Source organism: Bradyrhizobium sp. LB14.3 (assembly GCF_040547985.1).
Lineage (GTDB): Bacteria > Pseudomonadota > Alphaproteobacteria > Rhizobiales > Xanthobacteraceae > Bradyrhizobium.
On record NZ_JBEPQT010000014.1, the window covers coordinates 163,084 to 187,657 of the forward strand.

The 24,574-nt window shown below is 64.3% G+C and carries 22 protein-coding genes; 7 read left to right on the top strand and 15 right to left on the bottom strand.

Going from position 1 to position 24,574, the window contains the following annotated elements:
* Positions 1-35: 35 nt before the first annotated feature.
* Positions 36-758, bottom strand: a complete 723-nt coding sequence (gene aqpZ / locus ABIB00_RS24305; protein ID WP_354106105.1) for an aquaporin Z — start codon at positions 756-758, stop codon at positions 36-38.
* Positions 759-1,017: 259 nt separating this feature from the next.
* Here aqpZ and rpsU point away from each other — a divergent pair, with 259 nt between their 5' ends.
* Both rpsU and ABIB00_RS24315 read left to right on the top strand, forming a co-directional pair.
* The gene (gene rpsU, locus ABIB00_RS24310) at positions 1,018-1,332 is read left to right on the top strand and encodes a 30S ribosomal protein S21 (RefSeq protein WP_007614218.1); all 315 of its coding nucleotides are present in this window, start codon (positions 1,018-1,020) and stop codon (positions 1,330-1,332) included.
* 126 nt (positions 1,333-1,458) lie between these two features.
* Positions 1,459-2,109, top strand: a complete 651-nt coding sequence (locus ABIB00_RS24315; RefSeq protein WP_354106106.1) for a tetratricopeptide repeat protein — start codon at positions 1,459-1,461, stop codon at positions 2,107-2,109.
* A gap of 27 nt (positions 2,110-2,136) precedes the next feature.
* Here ABIB00_RS24315 and ABIB00_RS24320 read toward each other — a convergent pair whose 3' ends face one another.
* The 10 genes from ABIB00_RS24320 to ABIB00_RS24365 form a co-directional block, all read right to left on the bottom strand.
* On the bottom strand, positions 2,137-3,126 hold the full coding sequence (locus tag ABIB00_RS24320; RefSeq protein WP_354106107.1) for a hypothetical protein: 990 nt from the start codon (positions 3,124-3,126) through the stop codon (positions 2,137-2,139).
* A 92-nt stretch (positions 3,127-3,218) separates the two neighbouring features.
* Positions 3,219-3,503, bottom strand: coding sequence for a cupin domain-containing protein (locus ABIB00_RS24325; protein WP_247447506.1), 285 nt, complete (start codon positions 3,501-3,503; stop codon positions 3,219-3,221).
* Positions 3,504-3,538: 35 nt separating this feature from the next.
* On the bottom strand, positions 3,539-4,636 hold the full coding sequence (locus ABIB00_RS24330) for a calcium:cation antiporter (RefSeq protein ID WP_354106108.1): 1,098 nt from the start codon (positions 4,634-4,636) through the stop codon (positions 3,539-3,541).
* Positions 4,637-4,775: 139 nt separating this feature from the next.
* Complete coding sequence (locus ABIB00_RS24335; RefSeq protein ID WP_354106109.1) at positions 4,776-6,257, bottom strand: sodium:proton antiporter; 1,482 nt, start codon at positions 6,255-6,257, stop codon at positions 4,776-4,778.
* Positions 6,211-7,008, bottom strand: coding sequence for an alpha/beta hydrolase (locus ABIB00_RS24340; protein ID WP_354106110.1), 798 nt, complete (start codon positions 7,006-7,008; stop codon positions 6,211-6,213). Before ABIB00_RS24340 ends, ABIB00_RS24335 begins: the two co-directional genes overlap by 47 nt.
* A gap of 173 nt (positions 7,009-7,181) precedes the next feature.
* Positions 7,182-8,579: an NAD(P)(+) transhydrogenase (Re/Si-specific) subunit beta gene (locus tag ABIB00_RS24345; protein ID WP_354106111.1), complete on the bottom strand. Its 1,398-nt coding sequence runs from the start codon at positions 8,577-8,579 to the stop codon at positions 7,182-7,184.
* Between the two features lie 39 nt (positions 8,580-8,618).
* The gene (locus ABIB00_RS24350; protein WP_247447502.1) at positions 8,619-8,936 is read right to left on the bottom strand and encodes a proton-translocating transhydrogenase family protein; all 318 of its coding nucleotides are present in this window, start codon (positions 8,934-8,936) and stop codon (positions 8,619-8,621) included.
* Between the two features lie 11 nt (positions 8,937-8,947).
* On the bottom strand, positions 8,948-10,075 hold the full coding sequence (locus ABIB00_RS24355) for a Re/Si-specific NAD(P)(+) transhydrogenase subunit alpha (protein ID WP_354106112.1): 1,128 nt from the start codon (positions 10,073-10,075) through the stop codon (positions 8,948-8,950).
* 137 nt (positions 10,076-10,212) lie between these two features.
* Complete coding sequence (locus tag ABIB00_RS24360; RefSeq protein ID WP_247343096.1) at positions 10,213-10,365, bottom strand: aa3-type cytochrome c oxidase subunit IV; 153 nt, start codon at positions 10,363-10,365, stop codon at positions 10,213-10,215.
* 238 nt (positions 10,366-10,603) lie between these two features.
* The gene (locus ABIB00_RS24365; RefSeq protein WP_354106113.1) at positions 10,604-12,541 is read right to left on the bottom strand and encodes a M3 family oligoendopeptidase; all 1,938 of its coding nucleotides are present in this window, start codon (positions 12,539-12,541) and stop codon (positions 10,604-10,606) included.
* Between the two features lie 127 nt (positions 12,542-12,668).
* Here ABIB00_RS24365 and ABIB00_RS24370 point away from each other — a divergent pair, with 127 nt between their 5' ends.
* The 3 genes from ABIB00_RS24370 (at position 12,669) to mepK (ending at position 18,622) form a co-directional block, all read left to right on the top strand.
* Positions 12,669-14,165 (top strand): sigma-54-dependent transcriptional regulator, encoded by a 1,497-nt coding sequence (locus ABIB00_RS24370; protein ID WP_354106114.1) that lies wholly within the window; start codon positions 12,669-12,671, stop codon positions 14,163-14,165.
* 347 nt (positions 14,166-14,512) lie between these two features.
* Complete coding sequence (locus ABIB00_RS24375) at positions 14,513-16,711, top strand: L,D-transpeptidase family protein (protein WP_354106115.1); 2,199 nt, start codon at positions 14,513-14,515, stop codon at positions 16,709-16,711.
* A 288-nt stretch (positions 16,712-16,999) separates the two neighbouring features.
* Complete coding sequence (gene mepK, locus ABIB00_RS24380; protein WP_247343079.1) at positions 17,000-18,622, top strand: peptidoglycan L,D-endopeptidase MepK; 1,623 nt, start codon at positions 17,000-17,002, stop codon at positions 18,620-18,622.
* A gap of 473 nt (positions 18,623-19,095) precedes the next feature.
* Here mepK and ABIB00_RS24385 read toward each other — a convergent pair whose 3' ends face one another.
* The 4 genes from ABIB00_RS24385 to ABIB00_RS24400 all read right to left on the bottom strand — a co-directional run bounded on the left by ABIB00_RS24385 (position 19,096) and on the right by ABIB00_RS24400 (position 22,238).
* Entirely contained in the window at positions 19,096-19,521 is a 426-nt protein-coding gene (locus ABIB00_RS24385) for a DUF1801 domain-containing protein (RefSeq protein WP_354106116.1), read from the bottom strand.
* Between the two features lie 47 nt (positions 19,522-19,568).
* Positions 19,569-21,332 carry an adenylate/guanylate cyclase domain-containing protein gene (locus ABIB00_RS24390; RefSeq protein WP_247343074.1) on the bottom strand — a complete coding sequence of 588 codons (1,764 nt, stop codon included), beginning with the start codon at positions 21,330-21,332 and terminating at the stop codon, positions 19,569-19,571.
* 116 nt (positions 21,333-21,448) lie between these two features.
* On the bottom strand, positions 21,449-21,721 hold the full coding sequence (locus ABIB00_RS24395; protein ID WP_247343070.1) for a DUF2312 domain-containing protein: 273 nt from the start codon (positions 21,719-21,721) through the stop codon (positions 21,449-21,451).
* A 211-nt stretch (positions 21,722-21,932) separates the two neighbouring features.
* Positions 21,933-22,238 carry a DUF1244 domain-containing protein gene (locus ABIB00_RS24400; protein WP_354106117.1) on the bottom strand — a complete coding sequence of 102 codons (306 nt, stop codon included), beginning with the start codon at positions 22,236-22,238 and terminating at the stop codon, positions 21,933-21,935.
* A 179-nt stretch (positions 22,239-22,417) separates the two neighbouring features.
* On the opposite strand from ABIB00_RS24400, the gene ABIB00_RS24405 reads away from it, so the two are divergent.
* Both ABIB00_RS24405 and pyk read left to right on the top strand, forming a co-directional pair.
* Positions 22,418-23,011, top strand: a complete 594-nt coding sequence (locus ABIB00_RS24405) for a DUF1036 domain-containing protein (protein WP_354106118.1) — start codon at positions 22,418-22,420, stop codon at positions 23,009-23,011.
* Positions 23,008-24,444 carry a pyruvate kinase gene (gene pyk, locus ABIB00_RS24410; RefSeq protein WP_354106119.1) on the top strand — a complete coding sequence of 479 codons (1,437 nt, stop codon included), beginning with the start codon at positions 23,008-23,010 and terminating at the stop codon, positions 24,442-24,444. Before ABIB00_RS24405 ends, pyk begins: the two co-directional genes overlap by 4 nt.
* The last annotated feature ends 130 nt before the right edge of the window (positions 24,445-24,574 follow it).

Genomic DNA, 24,574 nt, shown 5'->3' on the forward strand with positions numbered 1-24,574 from the left:
GGGACCGCGGCGCATGCCGCGATCCCGCTTTGCAATTACGCCGTCTTCGCGCCCGCGACGACGCCGGTGGGCTCGTCGCTGAGCCAGCGATAGATCACCCCGCCCAGCGCGCCGCCGATCAGTGGCGCAACCCAGAACAACCAGAGCTGCGCTGTCGCCCAGCCGCCGACGAACAATGCGGGACCCGTGCTGCGCGCCGGGTTCACCGAGGTGTTGGTGACGGGGATGCTGACGAGATGGATCATCACCAGCGCGAGCCCGATCGCCAGCGGCGCAAAGCCCACGGGCGCACGGCCATGGGTGGCGCCCATGATGATGAACAGGAACATCATGGTCATCACCACCTCGGTGACGAAGCACACGATCATGCTGTACTGGCCGGGCGAATGGGCGTCGTAACCGTTGGACGCGAATCCTTTGCTGACGTCGAAGCCGGGAGCTCCACTTGCGATGACATAGAGGAGCCACGCGGCCACGATCGCGCCGGCCACCTGCGCGATCACATAGGGCAGGATCTGTCCGGCCGGAAAACGCCCGCCGGCAGCAAGACCGACCGTGACAGCCGGGTTGAGATGGCAGCCGGAGACGTGGCCGATCGCATAGGCCATGGTGACCACGCTCAGCCCGAATGCGAGGGAAACACCGACCAGACCGATACCAACCTGCGGAAAGCCGGCTGCGATCACCGCGCTCCCGCAACCTGCGAATGTGAGCCAAAAGGTGCCGATAGCCTCGGCCGCGTATTTTTTCATATCCATGTGTCGTCCCCTGCTTTCAAGGATTCCGGAACAAGCTCCGGAACGGCCCCGCCCTTGGCGTCAAATCTCCCAAATCAGGGCCGCACAGTGGTATTTTGCCTCATTTGATGGCTGAACTTGGCCCGAAAACGCGGTTGGTCGGTGGACATCCCCAGTTTTGTCTGATACATCCGCGCCCTCAAGGTTAAGGGCTTGCGCGTCTTCGCCATCCCCTTTGACTTACCAGAATTCAAATCCGATCCACTGAAGAGGATGCCGCGTGCAGGTTCTCGTCCGCGATAACAATGTCGATCAAGCCCTCAAGGCGCTGAAGAAGAAGATGCAGCGCGAGGGTATTTTCCGCGAGATGAAGCTCCGCGGTCACTACGAGAAGCCCTCCGAGAAGAAGGCCCGCGAAAAGGCCGAAGCCGTGCGCCGCGCGCGCAAGCTGGCCCGCAAGAAGCTGCAGCGCGAAGGCCTGCTGCCGATGAAGCCGAAGCCGGTGTTCGGCGCTGGCCCCGGCGGTGATCGTGGCGGTCGTGGCGGCCCGGGTGCTGGCGCTGGTGCAAGTGCTGGTCCGCGCGGACCGCGCTGATTTACCAGACCTGAAAAGACTACAGTTTTCGATGACGCGGGCCCCTGGTCCGCGTTATTGTTTTGTGAGCGGTGCCTTTCTGGGACGGGGCACTACCGATGCGGCACCGGCGCGAGCGAACCGTAGATGGCCTCCCCTTTCCCCAAGCGCCGCTTGGCGCGGTTCCGCCTGATCTGGCAGCAGCCGCTCGCGCTGGCCTTGACGGGGATTGCACTCTGCGGCTGCTCCTTCGATCTGGGATCGCTGATGCCGGAGAAGGAGAAGCCGCAGGAGGCGCCCAAGACTGCCACGACGGCTGAGAACGTGGTCAGCGCCAACAACGTCAGCGAAGCCCAGGCCCATACGGCAAAGGCCCAGGCCTTGGCAAAGTCCGGCGAGACGGCGGCCGCGCTCGATGAATTCAATCTCGCGGTCGGGCTCGATCCCTACAATGCGCAGGCGCTCTATGGCCGCGCCCTGATCTACCAAAGCAAAAACCAGCACGACTTCGCGATCGCCGATTTCAGCTCCGCGAGCGGACTCAACCCGCAGAAGGTCGAGCCGCTGCTCGGCCGCGCCATCAGCTATCTCGCCCTCGGCAAGGTCAAGGAAGCTGCGGCCGATCTGGATGAGGCCTCCGAGGCCGATCCGCACAATGCCCAGGTCTGGAGCACACGCGGACAAGCCTATGAAAGGCTGGGCGACAGGACCAAGGCGGCGGCGTCCTACACCAAGGCGGTCTCGCTTCGTCCACGCGACGACGCCGCCCGCAGCGGCCTCGCCCGCGTCGGCGGCTGACGATTCTGGCGCAGCGCAGGCCCCGTCTTAATCCGGGGTGTCGCTCTTCGGTAGAACGGAATGGAACATGGACTTGACGCCCGACAGCATGTCGTCGGCGACATTGGTCTTCGGCCGCGGCATGGACGCGCCGGCATCGGCGCGCAGGTCGAGCGGGGGCGCGATCATCGGGACCGGAATATCAGCCGGCGGCGTCAACCGATTTGGGTTCTCGTTGCCGACCGAGGCCGTGTAGGGCGGGCTCGCCTGCGACGAGCCACCATTGCCATAGGCCTCGGGTGCGGGCGTCGTCGAGACCGTGATCGGGGGCGGCAACGGCCGTACCATCGACGGGTCCATGGGGATAATACGCGGGGCTTCCGGGGTGCGGGCGGCTTCCCGCACGACAGGCTCCTGGGTCCTCTCGACCGACTTGGTTTCGGAAGACTTGGTCTCGGAAGATTTAGTTTCGGAAGGCTTGGTCTCGAAGGACTTCGTCTCGAAGGACTTGGCCTCAATCGCTTTGCCCTCAGGCGACTTGCGCAGGCGCTCGATCGCAGCGCGCACAAGATCGTTGGCATCGGCGGTTGCAGCCGGAGCGGCAGCAGCCGGCGCCGAATTGGCCTCCACCACCGGGGCGGAGGGAGCGGGTGCCGTGACAGCCGGGTTGGACTTGGCGACCGCCTTCTCGCGCGCGGACGTCTTACCGCGCGGGGCGGGCTCGGCCGGCGCTACGTCCGCAGTCGCCTTCTCAGTCGTCTTGGGCTCAGCGCCCGGCTGCTCGGCAGTCTTCTCGGCCGCCGGCTTGTCCGTCACGCTCTTCTCGGAGATGCCCTTGGCTTTGACGCCGTGCGCCGGGAGGTTGGCCACATCGGCGGGCTTGCCGTTCTTGCCGGCCTCGGCAGGCGCCATCACGGCCGCAGGGGCATCCGCCGCCGGCTTGGCGTTGATGTAGTGATTAACGATGTATGCCCCGATGATCGTTGCGAGCACCGAGGGGAAGATGTCCATCGAGATTTTAGCGACGTATTTCAGCATTCCGGCCACTCCCCGCGCGATCTGATGCGGGAACTTTGAGGCATAGTGAGGGATCAACTGCGACGGATCAATGGCAAAGAAGTACGCCGGACTTACGGCTTCAGCTCGATCTCAAGGAACACGATCTCGGTTGCGGTTTCGTTAAGCACGTCGTGTTGGACGCCCGCCTTGCGAAAGTAGGATTTTCCAGCCGCAAGCTGCGCCTTGGACCGCTCGCCATTGGGCGCCACGATGGTCATTTCCCCCGCGACGACGGGAACAATGACGTAGTCCATGCCGTGGGTGTGATGCCCGGTGGCGCTGTTTGGAGCGAGCCGCCACTCCGTCACCCGAACCTGCTCATTGTCGACCTGAACCTCGGACTTGGCGGCAAGCATCGGAACTCTCCTGGGGCATGATCCCGAAAACTGGTTCAGGGCACGAAAACCATGAACACGTAGACGGCAAATACCACCATATGGACCAGCCCGAACAGAACATTGGTCCTGCCCGTACCGAAGGTCAGCATACTCAGGAAGAAGGTCAGGAGCAAAAGGACGCTGCCCTGGGCGCTGAGACCGAGCTTGAGTTCCTTGTCGAGCGCATAGGTAGCGACACCGACGGCCGGGAAGGTCAGCCCGATGGTGGCCAGCGACGAGCCCAGCGCGAGGTTGATGCTCTTCTGAAGGTCGTTCTTGCGCGCCGCCGAGACGGCCGCGACGCCTTCCGGCAGCAGGATCAAAAGCGCGACCAGAAGTCCGGCAAAGGCAGGCGGCGCACCGATCCTGGCCGCAACGGCGTCGACCACCAGCGAGAATTTCTTGGACAGCAGCACGACCGCCAGCAGCGCAATCAGCAGCAGCACGACGCTGAGCACCAAGGTCCGGCCCGACAGATGCGCCTCGCCGCTCCTGCCATCCCCCCGTTCGTGAACGAAGTAATCCTTGTGCAGCACGGTCTGGGTGTAGAGAAACACCCCATACAGCGCGAGCGTAACCACGTCGACGAAGCCGAGTTGAATCGCCGAATAGACCGGGCCCGGCGTGGTGGTCGTGTAGTTCGGCATGATCAGGGTGATGGTCGCGAGCGCGAACAGCACGCTGAGATAGACGTTGGCGCCGGAGAGCTGAAAGCCCTGCTCGCGATAGCGCAGGCCGCCGATGAAGATGCAGAGCCCGACAAGGCCGTTGCAGACGATCATGACCACGGCGAACACGGTGTCGCGCGCCAGTTCGGGGGCAGGCTTGTCGCCCAGCATGATCGTGGTGATCAGCGCCACCTCGATGATGGTCACCGAGAGAGTCAGCACCAGCGTGCCATAGGGTTCGCCGACCCGTTCGGCGATCACTTCGGCATGATGAACCGCGGCAAAGACGGTGCCGAACAGGATGACGAGGAGCACGATGGCGAAGAAGAGCCCGCCAAACGACAGCGTGAACACATAGCCCGTCGCGCTGACGGCTGCAAACAACAGCACAGCCAGGGCCGGAAAGATCCAGGCCGACCGGGGCATCGGACTATGCGCGCTCATCTATCGGCTCCAACTGCTTCGCGCACGATCCGGAAAAATGTATCGCGGCTTTCCGAAAGGATCATGCTCAAACGAAAAGCCCAGGGTGCGACGATATTCATCGCACCTTGGGCGAGCAGTGGCAAATCGGTCGGCAGATTCAAAGCAAGTGCAGGATCGGCGCGAGCGGCAGCAGCGTCAGCAGCAGGAACAGCGGGATCAGCACCGCGCTGGCACGCACGAAATAACCGAAGAAGCTCGGCATCTCGATGCCGTTCTCGCTGGCGATGCTGCTCACCATGAAGTTCGGCGCATTGCCGATATAGGTGAGCGCGCCCATGTAGACCGCGCCCATGGAGATGGACGCAAGCGTGCCCGACAGCTCATGCATCAGCACCTGCGGCTCGCCGCCGGCGAGTTCAAAGAACAACAGATAGGTCGGCGCATTATCGAGGAACGCCGACATCAGGCCGGTGAACCAGAAATAGGCAACCTCGCGCGGCGTGCCGTCCGGCGCCGTCACGGCCGACAACAGCCAGGCGAAGGCACCGTGATGGCCGGCATTGAGCATGGCGATGACCGGGATGATCGCGACAAAAATGCCGGCGAACAGTTTTGCGACTTCGCGAATCGGCTCCCAAGTGAAGCCGTTGGCTTGCCTGTGCTCGTCCGGCGTCAACCACACCGACAGGGCCGCTATCGCCAGCAGCGCCGCGTTGCGGGCGATGTCTTCCAGCTCCAGCCTGGTTCCGAGAATGTCGAAGGCAATGCCAGGCTTCCACGTTGCCGAGGCCAGCAGGCTCGCGACGATGGCTGCGATCAGCACCAGGTTGACGAGGCCGCGGATGCGGACCGGCTTCGCGGCGCCGGCGTCGCCGGGCAAGGGTTCGCTGCGGAAGCGCCAGACGTCGATGGCAACGAAGATCGCGAGCAGCAGTCCGGCAACGATCGCCGTCTGTAGCCAAATGGTCCGCGTGGTCCAGAAGAAGTCGACGCCATGCAGGAAGCCGACGAACAGCGGGGGATCGCCGAGCGGGCTCAGCGCGCCGCCGACATTGGCAACCAGGATGATGAAAAAGATGACGACATGGACGTTGTGGCGCCGCGGCCGGTTGGCGCGGATCAAAGGCCGGATCAGGATCATGGCTGCCCCCGTGGTGCCGACGACGCTCGCCATCAGCGTGCCGAGCGCGAGGATGCCGGCATTCGCCGCCGGCGTCGCCTTGATGTCGCCCGTGACGAGAACGCCCCCGGCCACGACATAGAGCGAGAACAGCAGCACGATGAAACCGAGATATTCGGCGAGCATGGCGTGGACGAGTGCCGCCAGCGCCGCCATGCTCCCGGCCAAGATGACGAGCGAGGCGAGTGCCAGCAGCGACCAGGCCGCGGCGATCTTGCCGTAATGATGGTGCCAAAACCGTGCAAACAGCAGCGGGCCGAGCGCGATCGACAGCAGGAGGCCGCAAAAGGGCAGCGCATAGGGCCAGCGCATCGCCGCGCCGTCGAGCCCGGTCGCCGCCCATGCGTGCTGCGGCAACAACACGACCAGGATCGCGGCGATGAACCCGCTCCCGCACCGAACAACAAGCCGTCTAGGAAGCAATGAAGCGCCTCGCCGTTTCGATCGCACCGAAAGCATCGAGATTATCGTGTCCGCCGCCCGCAAAGCGAACGAACTGCTTCGGTTCATGCGCGAGCGCGAACAGACGCTCTCCGAACACGATCGAAATGGCAAGGTCATTGGTGCCATGCATCACCAATAGCGGCACAGTGACGCGCGGGATGCGCTCATCGGAATGAAATGGATCTCGCATCAGCAGGCGCACCGGAACGAACCAGAATGATGAAGCAGCAATGTCGACCGTCGACGTATAGGGAGCTTCCAGGATGAGTTTTCCAACCCGATGCTGCGAGGCGATCGCGACCGCCACGCCGGTCCCGAGCGAAAAGCCCCAGCCGACGATTCGTTCCGCCGCATAGCGTGCAGTGGTGAAGGCGTAGGCGGCCGCTGCATCCTGCAGCAGGCCCTCCTCGCTCGGCGCACCGCTCGAGCCGGCATAGCCGCGATAGGACAGCGCGACGAGACCGGTGCCGTCCGCCGTCATGGCCTTGAAGCGGCTGACGCGACCGGCGAGATAATCGCCATTGCCCGGGAAATACAGGATCACGGGGCGGCCGGGCCTCGCCGGCACGTGCCAGACGATGACCTTCTCGCCGTCGGAGGTGGTCAGGACGTGCTCTTCGGCCTCGGGCAAGCCTGCGGCATCCGGCGCGGTGCGACCGACGGGCGGGATCGGAAACAGCATCTCGCGCTGCCTGACATACAGCACGAGGACACCGCCGAGATAAACGGCCGCGAACAGGATGGCGATCCACTTGACGATGGTCATGATGACGCGGCCCCGTCCCCGTTCAGGACTTGCGACAACTCCGCAGCAATTTCATGACATCGCGTTGGAGGCTCGCCGGAACGTCGCGGCAACCGTAACGTCGCCTTGTGAGCGGCGTGCCAAGCGACGCGCTGCCCGCGCGTCGCTTTGGCCACGGCCCATTTCCTTCCGCGCTACATCGACTTGACGATGCTTTCGGTGACCTTCTTGGCGTCGCCGAGCAGCATCATGGTGTTGTCGCGGTAGAACAGCGGATTGTCGATGCCGGCATAGCCCGAAGCGAGCGAGCGCTTGATGAACATCACGGTGCCGGCCTTCCAGACCTGGAGCACCGGCATGCCGTAGATTGGCGAGGTCTTGTCGTCTTCGGCTGCCGGATTGGTAACGTCGTTGGCGCCGATCACGAAGGCGATGTCGGCCTGCGCGAACTCGGAGTTGATGTCCTCGAGCTCGAACACCTCGTCATAGGGCACGTTGGCTTCGGCAAGCAGCACGTTCATGTGGCCGGGCATGCGGCCGGCGACCGGGTGAATGGCGTATTTCACCTCGACGCCTTCCTTCTTCAGGATGTCACCCATTTCGCGCAGCGCATGCTGGGCCTGCGCCACTGCCATGCCGTAGCCGGGCACGATGATGACCTTCTGAGCGTTCTTCATGATGAAGGCCGCGTCGTCGGCCGAGCCGAGCTTGACCGGCTTCTGCTCGCCGCCGCCACCGCCGGCCGCAGCGGTCTCGCCGCCGAATCCGCCGAGGATGACCGAGATGAAGGACCGGTTCATCGCGTGGCACATGATGTAGGACAGGATCGCGCCCGACGATCCGACCAGCGCGCCGGTGATGATCAGTGCGGAATTGCCGAGAGTGAAGCCGATGCCGGCAGCCGCCCAGCCGGAGTAGGAGTTCAGCATCGAGATCACGACCGGCATGTCGGCGCCGCCGATCGGGATGATCATGAGTACACCGAGCGCCAGCGCGATAATGACGATCAGCCAGAAGTCGAGCGCGCTGCCCGACATCACCAGCCCGACGACGAAGACGACGAGCGCGATCGCGAGCGCGATGTTGATGATGTGGCGGAACGGCAGGATGATCGGCGCACCGCTCATCCGTGCGGACAGCTTCAGGAACGCGATCACCGAACCGGTGAAGGTCAGCGCGCCGATGGCGACGCCGAGCGACATCTCGACCAGGCTCTGTGGATGGATGTTGCCGGGGGTGCCGATGTCGAAGGCTTCGGGCGCGTAGAATGCGCCGGCAGCGACGAGCACCGCGGCCATGCCGACCAGAGAGTGGAAGGCGGCGACCAGTTCCGGCATCGAGGTCATCGGCACGCGGCGGGCGATCACCGCGCCGATCGCGCCGCCAATGGCGATACCTGATATCACGAGGATCCAGGCGACGCCGTCCGCCGGCGGATGGCTGGCGAGCGTGGTTGCGACCGCGATCCCCATGCCGATCATGCCGAACAGATTGCCCTGGCGCGACGACGCCGGGCTCGACAGCCCGCGCAGCGACAGGATGAACAGCACCCCCGCCACGAGATACAAGAATGCAGAGAGATTGGCGTTCATCTCAGGTCCCCATTGATCCCTTCAGCCCGAGGTGGCCGCTTACTTCGACTTCTTCTTGTACATCCCCAGCATGCGCTGGGTGACAAGGAAGCCGCCAAAGATGTTCACGCAGGCAAAGATGAGCGCGACGAAACCGAAGCCGCGCGCCCAGCCGGAGCCGCTCGAGATCATGCCGACGCCGACCGCCAGCAGCGCGCCGACCACGATCACCGAGGAGATCGCGTTGGTCACGCTCATCAGCGGCGTATGCAGCGCCGGGGTCACCGACCACACCACGAAATAGCCGACGAAGACGGCGAGAACGAAAATCGACAGCCGGAAGACGAAGGGGTCAACGACCTGTGCAACATGCTCCATGGCGGCTCTCCTTACGCTTTCGGCTGGAAATTCGGATGAATCACGGCGCCGTCCCTGGTCAGCGCGGTCGCCTTCACGAGTTCGTCGTCCCAATTCACGGCCAGCGCCTTGTTGGTCTTGTCGAACATCGTTTCGATGAAATTGAACAAATTGCGCGCGTAGAGGCTGGAGGCCGACGCCGCGACGCGGCCGGCGACATTGGTGTAGCCGACGATCTTGATGCCATCGACGTCGGCGACTTCGCCCGGCCTTGCACCCTCGACATTGCCGCCGCGCTCGACGGCGAGATCGACCAGCACCGAACCCGGCTTCATCGACTTGACCATGTCGGCCGTGACCAGCTTCGGCGCCGGCCGGCCCGGAATCAGTGCCGTCGTGATCACGATGTCCTGCTTCTTGATGTGCTCGGCGGTCAGCGCGGCCTGCTTGGCCTGATACTCTTTCGACATTTCCTTGGCGTAGCCGCCGGCGGTCTGCGCGTTCTTGAATTCCTCGTCCTCGACGGCGAGGAATTTCGCGCCGAGCGATTCCACCTGCTCCTTGGTCGCCGGCCGCACGTCGGTCGCGGTGACGATGGCGCCGAGCCGGCGCGCGGTCGCGATCGCCTGGAGACCGGCGACGCCGACGCCCATCACGAACACCTTGGCGGCAGGCACGGTGCCGGCCGCGGTCATCATCATCGGGAAGGCGCGACCGAAGGCTTCGGCGCCCTCGATCACGGCACGGTAGCCGGCAAGATTAGCCTGCGAGGACAACACGTCCATTACCTGCGCGCGCGTGATGCGCGGCATCAATTCCATCGCGAAGGCAGAGACGCCGGCATCGGCGATCGTCTTCAGCGCCGCCTCATTGCCGTAGGGGTCCATGATGGCGATGACGAGCGCGCCGCGCTTGTACTGCGCCAACTCGGAGGCTTCAGGGCGCTTCACCTTGATGATGATGTCGGCGTCCTTCAGCGCGTCGGCGCTGACGGTGGCCCCCACGGCGGTGAATTCGGAATCCGGCAGGCCCGACTTGAGGCCGGCGCCCGGCTCAACGGCGATCTCGGCGCCCAACCCCTTGAACTTCTTCACCGTATCCGGCGAAGCGGCAACGCGCGGCTCCGACGGATCGATTTCCTTGGCAACGGCGATCTTCATAGGCCCTCCGGCGACGCGGGAAAAGCGCGCACGCGAACTTAGCGTTACTCCCGCAACGTTGGATACCGGTTTTGGAACCGGATTGTGTGCAAATTTTATGAGCAGCCGCCGGCGCTGGCGGATGCAGCCGGCGATAGTCAGGTCAGGAAGATCGCCATCAGGATCACGATGAGCGCGACCGAGATCGTGCCGTACTTCACCAGCTTGATGAAGCCCTCGTAGGTCTGCTCGTGGGCAACGTAGTCGTTGCCGTCGGCGGTGCTGTACGCCACTTCGCTATGATCAGCCATCAATTGTCCCCAGTCGAAAGTCGAATTCATCGTTGGGATACCGCAAACTTTCGGGCAGGGCAACGGGAGGCAGGCGCGGTTTTCCGGCAAATCAGGTCATTTGGAATTCCGATTGGCGCGAAAGCTCGGCGCGAGAGCCGCACAGCCCTGATCGATCATCGTCGCCACAACGCTCGCCCTCCGTCACCGGTCCACGCACGACCGGGCGCCCTGTATCGAGGTGACTCGTCCGCCCGCCTCAGCCCATTGCTTCCAGCTCGTCGATCATGCCGGCGATGACCGAGAGGCCGCCGTCCCAGAACTTCGGGTCCTTGGCATCGAGCCCGAACGGCCGTAGCAGCTCGGAATAATGCTTGGTGCCGCCGGCGGCGAGCATGTCGAGATAGCGCTCGGCAAAGCCCTCGGCGGCGTTCTCGTAGACGGCGTAGAGCGAGTTCACGAGGCAATCGCCGAACGCGTAGGCGTAGACGTAGAACGGCGAATGGATGAAGTGCGGGATGTACATCCAGTAGTTCTCGTAGCCCGCCTTGATCTCGATTGCCGGCCCCAGGCTCTCGCCTTGCACCGACAGCCAGATCTCGCCGAGCCGCGTCGCGGTGAGCTCGCCGTTCTTGCGCTCGGTGTGGACCGCGCGCTCGAACGAATAGAACGCGATCTGCCGCACCACGGTGTTGATCATGTCCTCGACCTTGCCGGCGAGCAGCGCCTGGCGCTGCTTTGGGTTCTTGGTCTGCGCCAGCAGCCGCCGGAAGGTCAGCATCTCGCCGAACACGCTTGCGGTCTCCGCCAGCGTCAGCGGCGTCGGCGCCATCAGCGCGCCGTTCCTGGCCGCCAGCACCTGATGCACGCCGTGGCCGAGCTCATGGGCGAGCGTCATCACGTCGCGCGGCTTGCCCTGGTAGTTCATCAGTACGTAAGGGTGCGCCGATGGCGTGGTCGGATGCGAGAACGCGCCCGGTGCCTTGCCCGGGCGTACCGGCGCGTCGATCCAGCGATCGGTGAAGAAGCGCTCGGCGATATCAGCCATTTCAGGCGAGAAGCCACGATAGGCCGTCAGCACCATGTTCCGCGCGTCGGGCCAGCCGATGACGTCGGTCGCCGCGAAAGGCAGCGGCGCATTGCGGTCCCAGGAAGCCAGGCGCTTCTTGCCGAACCAGCGTGCCTTCAGCGCGTAATAGCGATGCGACAATTTTGGATAGGCCGCGCGCACCGAGGCGACCAGCGCATCCACCACTTCGCGTTCGACGCGGTTGTTCAAATGGCGGGAATCCGCGACGTCCTTGAAGCCGCGCCAGCTATCGGAGATGTCCTTGTCCTTGGCCAGCGTGTTGGTGATCAGCGCAAAGATGCGCTCATTGGCCTTGAAGGTCTTTGCGAGCGCCTCGGCCGCGGTCTTGCGCTTGGCGCCGTCGCGGTCCTGCAGCAGATTGAGCGTCGGCTCGATTGCGAGCTCCTTGGTCCCGACCTTGAAACGCAGGCCCGAGATGGTCTGGTCGAACAGCCGGTTGAAGGCGGAATAGCCGGTCTGCGACTTCTCCAGAAAGAGCTGCTCGAGCTTGTCGTCGAGCTGGTACGGCTTCTCCTTGCGCAGATCCTCGATCCAGGGACGGTAGTGCGCGAGCTCGGCGGCCTGCATCGCGCGGTTCAATATATCGTCATCGACACGATTGAGCTCGAGCGCGAAGAACAGCAAATGCGTCGATGCAGCCGTCAGCCGCTCGGAAACGTCGCCGTAAAACTTTGAAATCGCAGGGTCCACGCTGTCGCCTGCATGAACGAGACCGGCGTAGGAGCCGAGACGGCCGGCGAGGTCGTCGATCGCCTCATAGCGTCGCACGGCTTCAGTGAGCCATTTTCCGCCATCTTCCTTTGCTGTTCCTGTTGCGAGCTTGCCCTTGTAGTCCGTCTCGAACGCGACGCAATCGGCATCCATCTTTGCGAGATCGCGCGCCACTTCCGGCGCATCGATCCCGGTATAGAGATCGGCGAGGTTCCACTCCGGAAGCTTGCCGGTCTTGCTCGCAGGCTTGGCGGGTGAAGACTTGGCGAGCGAGGGCTTGGCAAGCGACGGTTTGGAGGACTTGACCTTGGCTGCGGATTTCCTGGTGTTCGGCTTGCGGAGAGCGGGCTTGCTAGCGGCGGATTTCTTAACTGCAAACTTGGAGCGCGAATTCATTGTGTGGGAAACCTGTGTTCAACAATCGCGACAGCGGGCGGGGGCATCAAGATTTAAGAGTGCGTTAATCGGCTTCGGCCAGAGTGCCCCGATTCGAGACAGATAGTAGTAGCGTGCGGGGAACACCATGGCTGCCAGTATTTTGATCGCCGACGACGACGCTGTAGCCCGCCGGCTGGTCGAAAACATGGTGCAGAAATGCGGCTATGAGACGATCGTCGTGGATTCCGGCGACGCCGCGATCGCCGTCCTCACCGCCCCCGATGCGCCCGTTATCGACGGCGTCATCCTCGATCTCGTGATGCCCGGCCTCGACGGCATGGGCGTGCTGGCGAAAATCCGCGAAGCGGGCCTCAGCATCCCCGTTATCGTGCAGACCGCCCATGGCGGCATCGACAACGTGATCTCGGCAATGCGCGCGGGCGCGGCCGATTTCGTGGTCAAGCCGGTCGGCCTGGAGCGGCTCCAGGTCTCTCTTCGCAACGCGCTCAATTCGTCCGCGCTCAAGGGCGAATTGCAGCGCATCCGTCACAGCCGCGAGGGCCGGCTGACCTTCTCCGACATCATCACCCGCGCCGAGGCGATGGCGGGCGTGATGCACGCAGCGCAGAAAGCAACCAACTCCTCGATCCCCGTGCTGATCGAAGGCGAGTCCGGCGTCGGCAAGGAGATGTTCGCGCGCGCCATCCATGGCAGCGGCGAGCGCAAGGCAAAACCGTTCGTCGCAGTCAATTGCGGCGCGATCCCCGACAACCTCGTTGAGTCCATCCTGTTCGGTCACGAGAAGGGTGCCTTCACCGGCGCCACCGAGCGTCACACCGGCAAGTTCGTCGAAGCCCATGGCGGCACGCTGTTTCTGGACGAGGTCAGCGAGCTGCCGCTGACCGCGCAGGTCAAGCTGCTCCGCGCGCTCCAGGAAGGCGCTGTCGAGGCGGTCGGCGGCCGCAAGCCCGTGAAGGTCGACGTCCGCATCATCTCGGCGACCAACCGCAGGCTGCTGGAGCGGGTCAAGCAGGGACACTTCCGGGAAGATTTGTTCTATCGCCTTCACGTCCTGCCGCTGACGATCCCCTCGCTGCGCTCCCGGCGCGAGGACATCCCGCATCTGCTCAGGCATTTCCTGGCGCGCTTTGCCGCCGAGGAAAACCGCTCCATCACCGGCATCAGCGGCGAGGCCGTTGCGCACCTCGCCCAGCTCGATTGGCCCGGCAACATCCGCCAGCTCGAAAACGCGGTTTACCGCGCCGTGGTGATGAGCGAGGGCGACCAGCTTGGCCTTGACGACTTCCCCCTGCTCGGCTCGCAGTCACATCCGGGAACCGACATTCCGACCGCGCCGCTGATGCTGGAGCCGATGGCGGTCCCCTCCGTCGTGTCGGGTAATGAAATACCGATCGCGCCGCTGCCCCTGGCGGGTGCCCTCTCCATGCTGACCGCGACCGGCGAGGTCCGACCGCTGGAGGACATCGAGAACGAGATCATCCGCTTCGCGATCTCCCATTACCGCGGGCAGATGTCCGAGGTCGCCCGCCGCCTCAAAATCGGCCGGTCCACCCTCTACCGCAAACTCGACGAAGCCGGGGTTCCCGGCCATGGCGGCAAAAGCGGTGAGGAGACGCACTGAGCCTGACGCGAACGGAGGTTCGTGCGGGCGGCGCGAGACGACTGTAAGCCGTTCGCATGACGACGGAATTCGACTGCGCGGTGAACCGTGACTTGGAAGTGACAGACACAGGGAAAAGCGCCTGGCAGAAGCGCACAATCCGTTGCCAAAAGGCTTCCTTGAAGTCAGTTTGTCGTGAGTTGTCCCGGGTAGCGCTGGCTGCGAAATCGGGGCCTGTATATCGTCTGCGTAAGAATCGTTGCGTGCAGGCGTGCAACTTTCGAGAGGCCGGCGCGGTTTAGCCGAAGCTCATTAGGCGATAACAAAGCTGTTCCACGAGGGACAGTTCACCCGAGGGGTGCGACACAATGCGTGACTGTTTGAACCACCGTGCAGGCTTTGACCGTGTCTTGATGACGGTCGCTGCGACCTTCCTCACGGTATCGGCCAGCTCAGCCTTGGCGCAGGATCAGGCGCGCAGCAGCGCTGCCGAGCTTGCGATCGAAGCTGCGATCCCGCGCCCCGAACCCGCAAACGTCCCGCCCCCGACCGCATCCGACATCAAGCTCGACACCACCGCCGCTATTCAGGAACCGGCCAAGGAGGCCGTGAAGGCCGAAGCTGCACCGGCCCCCGATAAGGATAAGGTTGAGAGCAAGCCTTCCGATGTCGCCACCACGCCCCCGGCAGAGGCGCCGAAGAGCGAGACGGCCAAGTCTGAACCCGCGAAGTCTGAATCCGCGAAGACTGAACCCGTCAAGGCCGACACCGCAACCGCAACGCCGACCGCTCCCTCGGCACCTGCGGTCGCAGCAACCCCGGCCTCAGAGCCGGTGAAGGCCGCGAGCAACGTTCCCGCCGCCGATCAGCCTGTCGCCGACAAGCTCAAGGACATCATCGGCGCCAAGACCTCGCGCCATTTCGACCGCAAGAACGAGCGCGCGGCGATCGAGAAGTTTTACGGTGCACGCGACTTCGCGCCGGTCTGGACCCAGGGCGGCAGCCTGACCCCTGCAGCCAAGGGCGTGATCGCACGGCTGAAGGATGCGGCGTCCGACGGTCTCAATCCCGCCGATTACCAGCTGCCGGATTTTGCCGCCGCCACGACGCCCGATGCACTCGCCGATGCCGAGCTCAAGCTCACCGCCAGCATGTTCGACTATGCGCGCCAGGCCCAGAGCGGCCGCATGCACTGGTCGCAGGTCAGCGGCGACATCCTCTATCCGGAACACCCGACCGATCCGAGCGACGTGCTCGCCAAGGTCACGACCGCGACCGATGCCTCCGCGGCCCTCGACAGCTATAACCCGCCGCAGAAGCTCTACAAGGAGCTGAAGGCGAAGCTCGCGGAGCTCCGCGGCCAGGGCAACGGCCCGGTGATCGAGATCGCCGACGGTCCGGCGCTGAAGTACACCCCGGCCGGCAAGAAGCGGGCTGAAATCGTCGTTGAAGATCCGCGCGTGCCGCAGCTGCGCGCCAAGCTCGGCCTCGCCGAGAACGCCAGCGACACGCGCTATGACGCTGCGGTCGCCGAAGCCGTGCGCAAATTCCAGAACGGCGCCGAGATCAAGGCGACCGGCATCCTCGATGACAAGACGGTCAAGGCGATCAACACGCCGAAGCGCGACAAGCAGATCGACGTGGTGCTGGTGAATATGGAGCGCTGGCGCTGGCTGCCGCGCGACCTCGGCGTTCCCGCGCTGGGCGACGCCTATGTCATCCTTAACATCCCCGACTACACGCTGAAGGTGATGCAGCGCGGGCAGCAGGTCTGGACCACCCGCGTCGTCACCGGCAAGCCGGGCACGCATGCGACCCCGCTGCTCACCGAGACGATGAAGTACATCACGGTCAATCCGACCTGGAACGTGCCGCCGTCGATCGTCTACAACGAATATTTGCCGGCGCTTCAGCAGGACCCGACCGTGCTCCAGCGCATGGGCCTCAAGCTCGAACAGAACCGCGACGGCTCGGTGCACATCTCGCAGCCGCCGGGTGAAGCCAACGCGCTCGGCCGCATCCGCTTCAACTTCCCGAACAAGTTCCTGGTCTATCAGCACGACACGCCGGACAAGAACCTGTTCGCCAGGGACGAGCGTGCCTTCAGCCATGGCTGCATGCGCGTGCAGAACCCGGATCAGTACGCCTCCATCCTGCTCAACATCGCGCTGCCGAACGAGAAGTACACGCCGGAGCGGGTGCGCAGCATGTACGGCAAGGGCGAAGTCGACTTGAAATTCCCGACCCCGATCCCGGTCAACATCACCTACCAGACCGCATTCGTGGACGATGGCGGCAAGCTGCAATTCCGCAAGGACGTCTATGGCCGCGACGCGACCATGATCAACATCCTGAAGAACGGCCGCGGCAAGGATCTCGAGAACGTCGTCGCGCATTCCCAGCCGAGCTATTCACGCCCGGCAACGACGCTGCCGAACGGCGTGTTGGCAGCCAACAATGGCGGCTCGTCCGGCCTGAATTTCTTCGAGCGGCTGTTCGGAGCTCCGACTCCGCCGCCGGCTCCGGTCGGTCGCCGACCGCAGCAGCAGCGGGTATTCACCCGCTGAGACCGGCCCCGACTGGGACCTAACTCCTGAAATTCAGCAACAAAATCAGCGACCTCATTCTCTGGATGGGGTCGCTTAACGTTAACCATTCTCCACCCGACCTCAGGCAGCGGGCGTTTTTTTGCCACACTCACCCGGTTAGGATTGTAGTCTGACTTGGTTTGGGGGCAGGAAGGTCAACCTCAAGTTAACCTTCTCGCTTTAAGAAAGCGTTCACCCTCTTTCGCGTGCTAACGGGGTTAGCGGGAGAGTCCATTTTGAACGCTGGTCGACTGGGTGGGCTCTAACGTGCTGACTGGTATCGCACGCCAATTCGCTGCGCTGTCGTTGTCCCATGCGGGAGTGAAGGCCGGCTCTCGGATCGGCCTCGCTGCCGTATTGCTGCTTGCTGCCGCAGGTTCAGTTCACAATGCGGCCGCGCTGAACGAGACCAAGACGCTCTCCTTCCACCACACCCATTCCGGCGAAGACCTTACCGTCACCTTCAAGCGCGACGGGCGTTACGACGAAGCGGCGCTGAAGCAGCTCAACCACTTCCTGCGCGACTGGCGCACCCAGGACGAGACGGTCATGGACCGTCACCTCTTCGACATCCTCTGGGAAGTGTATCGCGACGTCGATGCCAAGCAGCCGATCCAGATCATCTCCTCCTACCGCTCGCCCGCCACCAACGCCATGCTCCGCCGCCGCTCCTCCGGGGTGGCGCGCTTCAGCCAGCACATGCTGGGACATGCGATGGACTTCCACATTCCGGGCGTGCCGCTGGAGCAAATCCGCTTTGCCGGCCTGCGCCTTCAGCGCGGCGGCGTCGGCTTCTATCCGACCTCCGGTTCGCCCTTCGTGCATCTGGACACCGGCAGCATCCGGCACTGGCCGCGCATGACGCATGACCAGCTCGCCCGCGTCTTCCCGGACGGCCGCACCGTCCATGTCCCGACCGATGGCACGCCGCTGAAGGGTTATGAGCTTGCCAAGGCCGACATCGAGCGCCGCGGAAGCGGCGACGACGCCGGCAGCAAGCCGAATTTCTTTGTCGCATTGTTCAAGGGCAAGCCGGCCCCGGCCGCCACGAGCAGCGACGAGGATGACGAGGGCGCGCCCGCCCCGGCCGCGAAGCCCGCCGCGCCGACCGTGGTCGCCTCCGCAGTCAAGCCGGCCGATCCGGTGCCGACGCCGCGCGCCAAGCCGTCGATCGCAGCGACGTTCCAGCTCGCTTCGGCCGATGCGCAGCTCCTGGCGCCGCCCAAGCCGAAGCCCGCGCCCGTGGTTGAAAAGCCGGCCACCGGCAAATCTGCCGACGCAAAGCTCGAGACCCCGGCCGACATCATCAACGCCCGCGGCTTCTGGGACGCCCCGGCCACGCCGCAACAGGCAACGCCGGCCCAAGTGGCTGCGCTGAAAGCCCGCCAGGCACTTGCCGCTGCCACCGATCCGCAGCCGACCGCGAGCGTCTCCAACGCCGCCTATCAGGCGCTGGCCTATGCGCCGGCGTCCGCGGCGCCGGTCGACCGCGCCAACGTCGTCGCCGCCTCCGCTCCGATCCCGCGCTCCGCCCGTCCCGCCTCCGCGGCGCGCAACCTAGCGCCCGCGACCGAGATCAACACGGTTGTCGGCAAGCGCATCGATGGCATGGTCGCGACCGCGACCCGGCTCTCCGCCGCCAAGGGCGAAAGCATCTGGCTCAAGATCGTGATGCTGTCGCCGAGCGCCAGCCGTGCGATGTCGGTCACGCTGATGGGCGAGCTCGACATGGCCGCAATGCGCGCCTACTTCGTCAAGCCGCAGGCCGTGATCGCCATGGGTTTTGCCGACGATCCGATGCAAGGCCTGTCCTGCGACAGCTTTACGGGCAGTGCGACCGCGAAACTCGAGACGACATCATTCGTGGTCCGCACCGCCGCGCTGCGCTGAGATCTTTCCCCTCACACAGTTCGGATTTTCCAAATCTTGGTGCGCATCTGCACTAAGGAGGACTCCTCCACTTCCAACGGGTAATCACCCGGTATCGCTGCGCATTCCAACCGCGCATTGTGGCCTTCGCGCTTGCCTTGTGCGACCGCAGACAACTCCAACTTCGCATGACGGCATGCGGTCCATCCCAAGCCGTCACCGGATCAAGAAACTCCCACCGGAAACAATCGGAAGAGTCTCGCAGGCCAACAAGCGGGCGCAGGCCCGACGAGACTCCCAACGCAGGCGCGGCAATTGAGACGGAGACCGACAATCCTGCGGATTGAGGCTGCGTGCCAGCAGCAACCGCGTTGCCCCCAGCGCAATCCGGGAATGCAACGCTCGCTGCGAGATCCCGGATTTCGCGGAGCTTGTCATCGGGCGCCGCTTCGCGCCGACCCGTTGGGTCCATCCGGACTACAAGTCCGCGGTTTCTATCTGGCTTTCCTGGCCCGGCGATCCAGATGATACGTCAACGCCAGCGACAGGCAGACGGATAGCGGCCGCTTCGGCAGCGCGCCCGACACCGGCAACAGCAAAGCCCTGGTTTGCCGATACTCGAACTGATCGGCAAAGCGCTCGCGGAACGTATCGATCAGCGTCGTCTTGCAGTTGAACAAGATGGCGGCGTGCTCGGACTCCTTGATGCGCCCGAGCCGGATCGTGCTGCCGCTGCCGGTCTCGTCGGTCAGATAAGCAGGCTCCCCCCATTTGAGGGTTTCGCTGAGCCGACCGACCTCCTCTTGCGCCGCGGCGGTCGCGAAGATCAGCGCACGCACCTGGAGCAGCCGCTTGCTGATCGGCGCCGGGAAGGCGTCGAAGGCACGGCTCACCTCGCGCGGCAGCGTCGGAGCAGTCACAGTTTCACCCTCGATGGATCACCAATCGGTCTCCGCTGTGCCCCAGATCAAGCCGGCAGGCCTGCCCGGAGAAGGCCCGCCTGATAGCGCTGACGATCAACGTCTCGCTTATAATGCTGGGTAGAGAGATGATTGGCCACCGAAAATGCCGGTTCACGCTTGAGAACTTCGACCGCGTGCGCGCCAGCAGCAATCGCGTTGCCCATTTGCGCGAAGATCCCCGCAAGGAACGCGTGATGGGTGTGATCGGGGCGTGTGATCCGTGAGAAGGCCTCGGCGGCTTCGGCGTATTTCTCGGCACAATAATAGGCGCGCCCGAGATGGCTCCAGAAGCGTTCCGGGTGATACGGGTTGAGCCGCATCGCTTTCTTGATCCAGTCGATGCCCTCTTCAGGCCGGCCCAGCCAGGTCAGCAGTTCGCCCTGTTGCACCACCACAAGATCGTAGTTCGGGTTGAGCGCGAGCGCCCGCTCCTGATGGTAGGTGGCCCTGTCATGGTCGTCGCGGTTCAGATTGAGCGCCGCGAGGATGCGGTGGACGTCGCTGTCATTGTCGTCGAGGCCCAGCGCGGTCTCCAGCTCTGAAGCCACCTGTTGGAAGGTGGCGTCGCGATCCGCGCACCAGCTATAGACCCAAGTCTGGCCCAGGACGCACGCCTTCCACGCGTGTGCGTGAGCATAGTTTGCATCGAGTTCGAGCGCCCGGTCGAGCAGAAGTTGCGCCCGCGCATTGTCTTCGCGATTGGAGCGATGGTGTAAGACCTTGGCGGCCAGCACGCATTCATAAGCCGCCATGTTGTCCGTGGGCTTGCGATTCGCCCGATCGTGCGTCGCCGCCTCGACGCGGCCGGGCAACGTGGCGGCGATCGCCCGGGTCATCTCGTCCTGGATGGCGAAGATGTCCATGAGCTCGCCGTCGTAGCGTTCGGCCCAAATGTGCCGGTCGGTTTCCGCATCGATCAGCTGCACGGTGACGCGGACGCGACCTCCGGCCTTTCGCACACTGCCCTCGATGACATAATCGACGCCGAATTCGCGGCCGACGTCCTGCACCTTGACCGCCTTGCCCTTGTACACGAAGGTCGAGTTGCGGGAGATCACCAACAGGTCGTGGAAGCGTGAAAGCTCGGTAATGATGTCTTCGGTCAGACCATCCGCAAAGAACTCCTGCTCCGGGTCGCCACTCATGTTGGCGAAGGGCAGCACGGCAATGGACGGCTTCTTCGACTTGTCCGTCGCCTTTGCAGTGCCCTTCGTGCCGTCTGATGCGCTTGCCGGACTCTCCAGTCGAATCCGGTAGACGCGGATTGGACGGACGATGTTCTTGACGTTCTGCTCGCCGATATCCTCGAATGCAACACCATCAAGGCGCAGGCCGAGCTGGTCGCGCACCGCGCTCGAGATGCAGATACCTCCGGGCTCGGCCAGTGCCTCCAACCGTGCCGCGACGTTGACGCCGTCGCCGAAAATGTCGTTCTGGTCGACGATCACGTCGCCCAGATTGATACCGATGCGGAATTGCATCCATCGCGGCGGCGGGACGTCGGCATTGCGTCGCCCCATCCGGCTCTGAATCTCAGCAGCGCACAGCACGGCGTCGACGACGCTATGGAATTCGACGAGCATGCCGTCGCCCGTCGTTTTGATGATGCGGCCGTGATTTTTGGCAATGGCCGGATCGATGAGCTCGATCCGGTGGGTCTTGAGGCGTGCGAGCGTACCAGCCTCGTCCACCTCCATGAGCCGACTAAAGCCGACCATGTCAGCCGCGAGGACCGCTGCGAGTCTGCGCTCAGGTCCAGGCACATCCATTGCTCGGTCCCTTCGCCGAGCACTCTAGCAGACGAGCGGATTTTGCCCAAGCTGGGTGCGCTGCGAATTGGGGTGGGACGAGGTACCCCGACTGGTGGCGCCGCGGCCTCATCGGCTCAGATCATCCCCAGCGCCTGCATGTAGGTCTCAAGGATCGTCTCGGCCTCGGCGCGCTCGTTCGGGTCCTGCTTGCGCATCCGCACGATGGCGCGCAGTGCCTTGACGTCGTAGCCATTGCCCTTGCTCTCGGCATAGACGTCGCGGATGTCGTCGGAGATCGCCTTCTTCTCTTCCTCCAGCCGCTCGATGCGCTCGATGATGGATTTGAGCTGGTCCTTGGCAAATTTCGTCGCGGGTTCGTCGTCGCGGACGGCGGCGGTGGTGGCCATCTTGGTACTCCAAATGGAACTGGCAAAACGAGGTGACGCCGGCATCCTCACCGCGCGTGCTGGTTAGACCCTTAGGGTCCGTACCTCTCGCGTTCAAGGCAGCATCGCGCTCGTCCACAGCGCGCCCACACCTTCCTGCGGCGTATCGAAGAAAGCTGTTGTGTGATGCGACTCAGGCGCGGCGTGTCGGCCCGGCCGAGGACGCGGCCGTTCAGTGCCCGGGATGAACCTTCTTCATGGCCTCGAGTTGCTCGGGCGTGGCCCCGCCCTGGTATTTCGACTTCCAGGTCTCGTAGGGCATGCCGTAGACGGCTTCCCGGCTCTCGTCCTTGCTCAAGGCGACGCCTTGGGCGTCGGCGGCGTCCTTGAGCCAGTTGGACAGGCAGTTGCGGCAGAAGCCCGCGAGATTCATCAAGTCGATGTTCTGGACGTCCGTCCGCGTCTTCAAATGATCGACCAGGCGCCGGAAAGCGGCGGCCTCGAGTTCCGTTCTGGTTTTGTCGTCGATTGCCGCCATGGCTGGATCCCCTCGGCTTGCGAATTGGCTCTGACCCGGATGGGGTCACCCTTACGAGATCAGGTGGGCCCTGTCACAGATTTTGCCATATCGCGGAGCAAACGGGCGCCAAGCTGGCTTCGGGCCGTTCCCGGGGCCCTACGCCAAATCGTCAATGATCTGATATAGCTTCCGCGACAATGATCGCCGAATCTCCCCGCTCCCCCCTTCACCTGCTCGCCCGGTTGGTCCCGGTGCTGGTGGTTGCCCTGCTGTGCCTCTGCGCCAGCCCGGCCTTCGCCGATTTCCGGCTCTGCAACAACACGTCGAGCCGGGTCGGCATCGCGCTGGGCTACAAGGATGCCGAGGGCTGGACCACCGAAGGCTGGTGGAACATCTCGTCCCGCTCCTGCGAGACCCTGCTGCGGGGAACGCTGGTCGCCCGTTTCTATTACATCTACGCCATCGACTATGACCGCGGCGGCGAATGGTCGGGCCAAGCCTTCATGTGCTCGCGCGACAAGGAATTCACCATCCGCGGCACCGACGATTGCCTCGCGCGCGGCTATGACCGGACCGGCTATTTCGAGGTCGATACCGGCGAGCAGCGCGCCTGGACGGTGCAGCTCACCGACACCAACGAGCAGCCGTCAAAACAGCAGCGTGTGCCCGGCCTGCCCGGGCCGGTCGGCCCGGGGGTTCCGGGTTTGCCCAATGGGCCGCCCGGTGGTACGCCCCCCGCCGCGCCTGGCCTCCCGCCAGCTCTCTCGCCCCCGTCTGGAAATAAGCCATGAGGCGTCTTCGCCGTATCAAGATACTCGCGACCCTGGGACCCGCGTCTTCGGACCTCGCGATGATCCGCCGCCTGTTCGAGGCCGGCGCCGACCTTTTCCGCATCAACATGAGCCACACCCCGCATGACAAGATGCGGGAGCTGGTGGCGACGATCCGCAACGTCGAGAGCAGCTATGGCCGGCCGATCGGCATCCTGGTCGACCTCCAGGGGCCGAAGCTTCGGCTCGGCGCCTTCGCCGAAGGCGCGGTCCAGCTCCAGAACGGCCAGACCTTCACGCTGGATTCCGACAAGACGCCGGGCGACGCCACCCGCGTCCAGCTTCCGCATCCGGAGATCCTGGCTGCGCTGCGGCCGGGCCATGCGCTGCTGCTCGACGACGGCAAGGTGCGGCTGATCGCCGAGGAGACCTCGAAGGAGCACGCGGTGACCCGCGTCGTGGTCGGCGGCCGGATGTCCGACCGCAAGGGCGTCAGCCTGCCCGACACCGACCTGCCGGTCTCGGCGATGACGCCGAAGGACCGCGCCGACCTCGAGGCGGCGTTGGTCACCGGCGTCGACTGGATCGCGCTGTCCTTCGTGCAGCGCGCCGACGACGTGATCGAGGCCAAGAAAATGATCCGCGGCCGCGCCGCGGTGATGGCCAAGATCGAGAAGCCGCAGGCGATCGATCGCCTCGCCGACATCATCGACGCCTCCGACGCGCTGATGGTGGCGCGCGGCGACCTCGGTGTCGAGCTGCCGCTGGAGCGCGTGCCGGGCCTGCAGAAGCAGATGACGCGCATGGCGCGGCGCGCCGGCAAGCCGGTGGTGATCGCGACCCAGATGCTGGAATCAATGATCCAGTCGCCGGTGCCGACCCGCGCTGAAGTCTCCGACGTCGCCACTGCCGTCTACGAAGGCGCGGACGCCATCATGCTGTCGGCGGAGTCGGCGGCCGGCAAATTCCCGGTCGAGGCCGTCTCGACCATGAACCGCATCGGCGAGGAGGTCGAGCGCGACCCGATCTATCGCTCCGTCATCACCGCACAGCGCCCCGCTCCGGAATCCACCGCCGGCGATGCCATCGCGGACGCCGCGCGGCAGATCGCCGAGACGCTCGACCTGCCGGCGCTGATCTGCTGGACCAGCTCAGGCTCGACTGCTTCGCGCGTGGCACGAGAGCGGCCGAAGCCGCCGATCGTGGCGATCACGCCGAACATTTCCGCTGGACGCCGGCTCGCCGTCGTCTGGGGTGTGCATTGCGTGGTGGCGGAAGACGCGCGCGACCAGGACGACATGGTGAACCGCGCCGGCCAGATCGCGTTTCGGGACGGCTTCGTCCGCGCCGGCCAGCGCGTGCTCATCGTCGCCGGCGTGCCGCTCGGCATCCCCGGCACCACCAACATGGTGCGCATCGCCTCGGTCGGCCCCGCGGGCGAAGCGGATATCTAGGTCCGCCAGCACACGGCCAACGAAAAAGTCGAAAACAACCCCATGCACAGTAAGCCGGCCGGTCCTGCTGATGTGCTGGGGATCCGCGAAAAAACGTGCCGGGACAAAGGCTTGAGCGCGATCAGGTCCC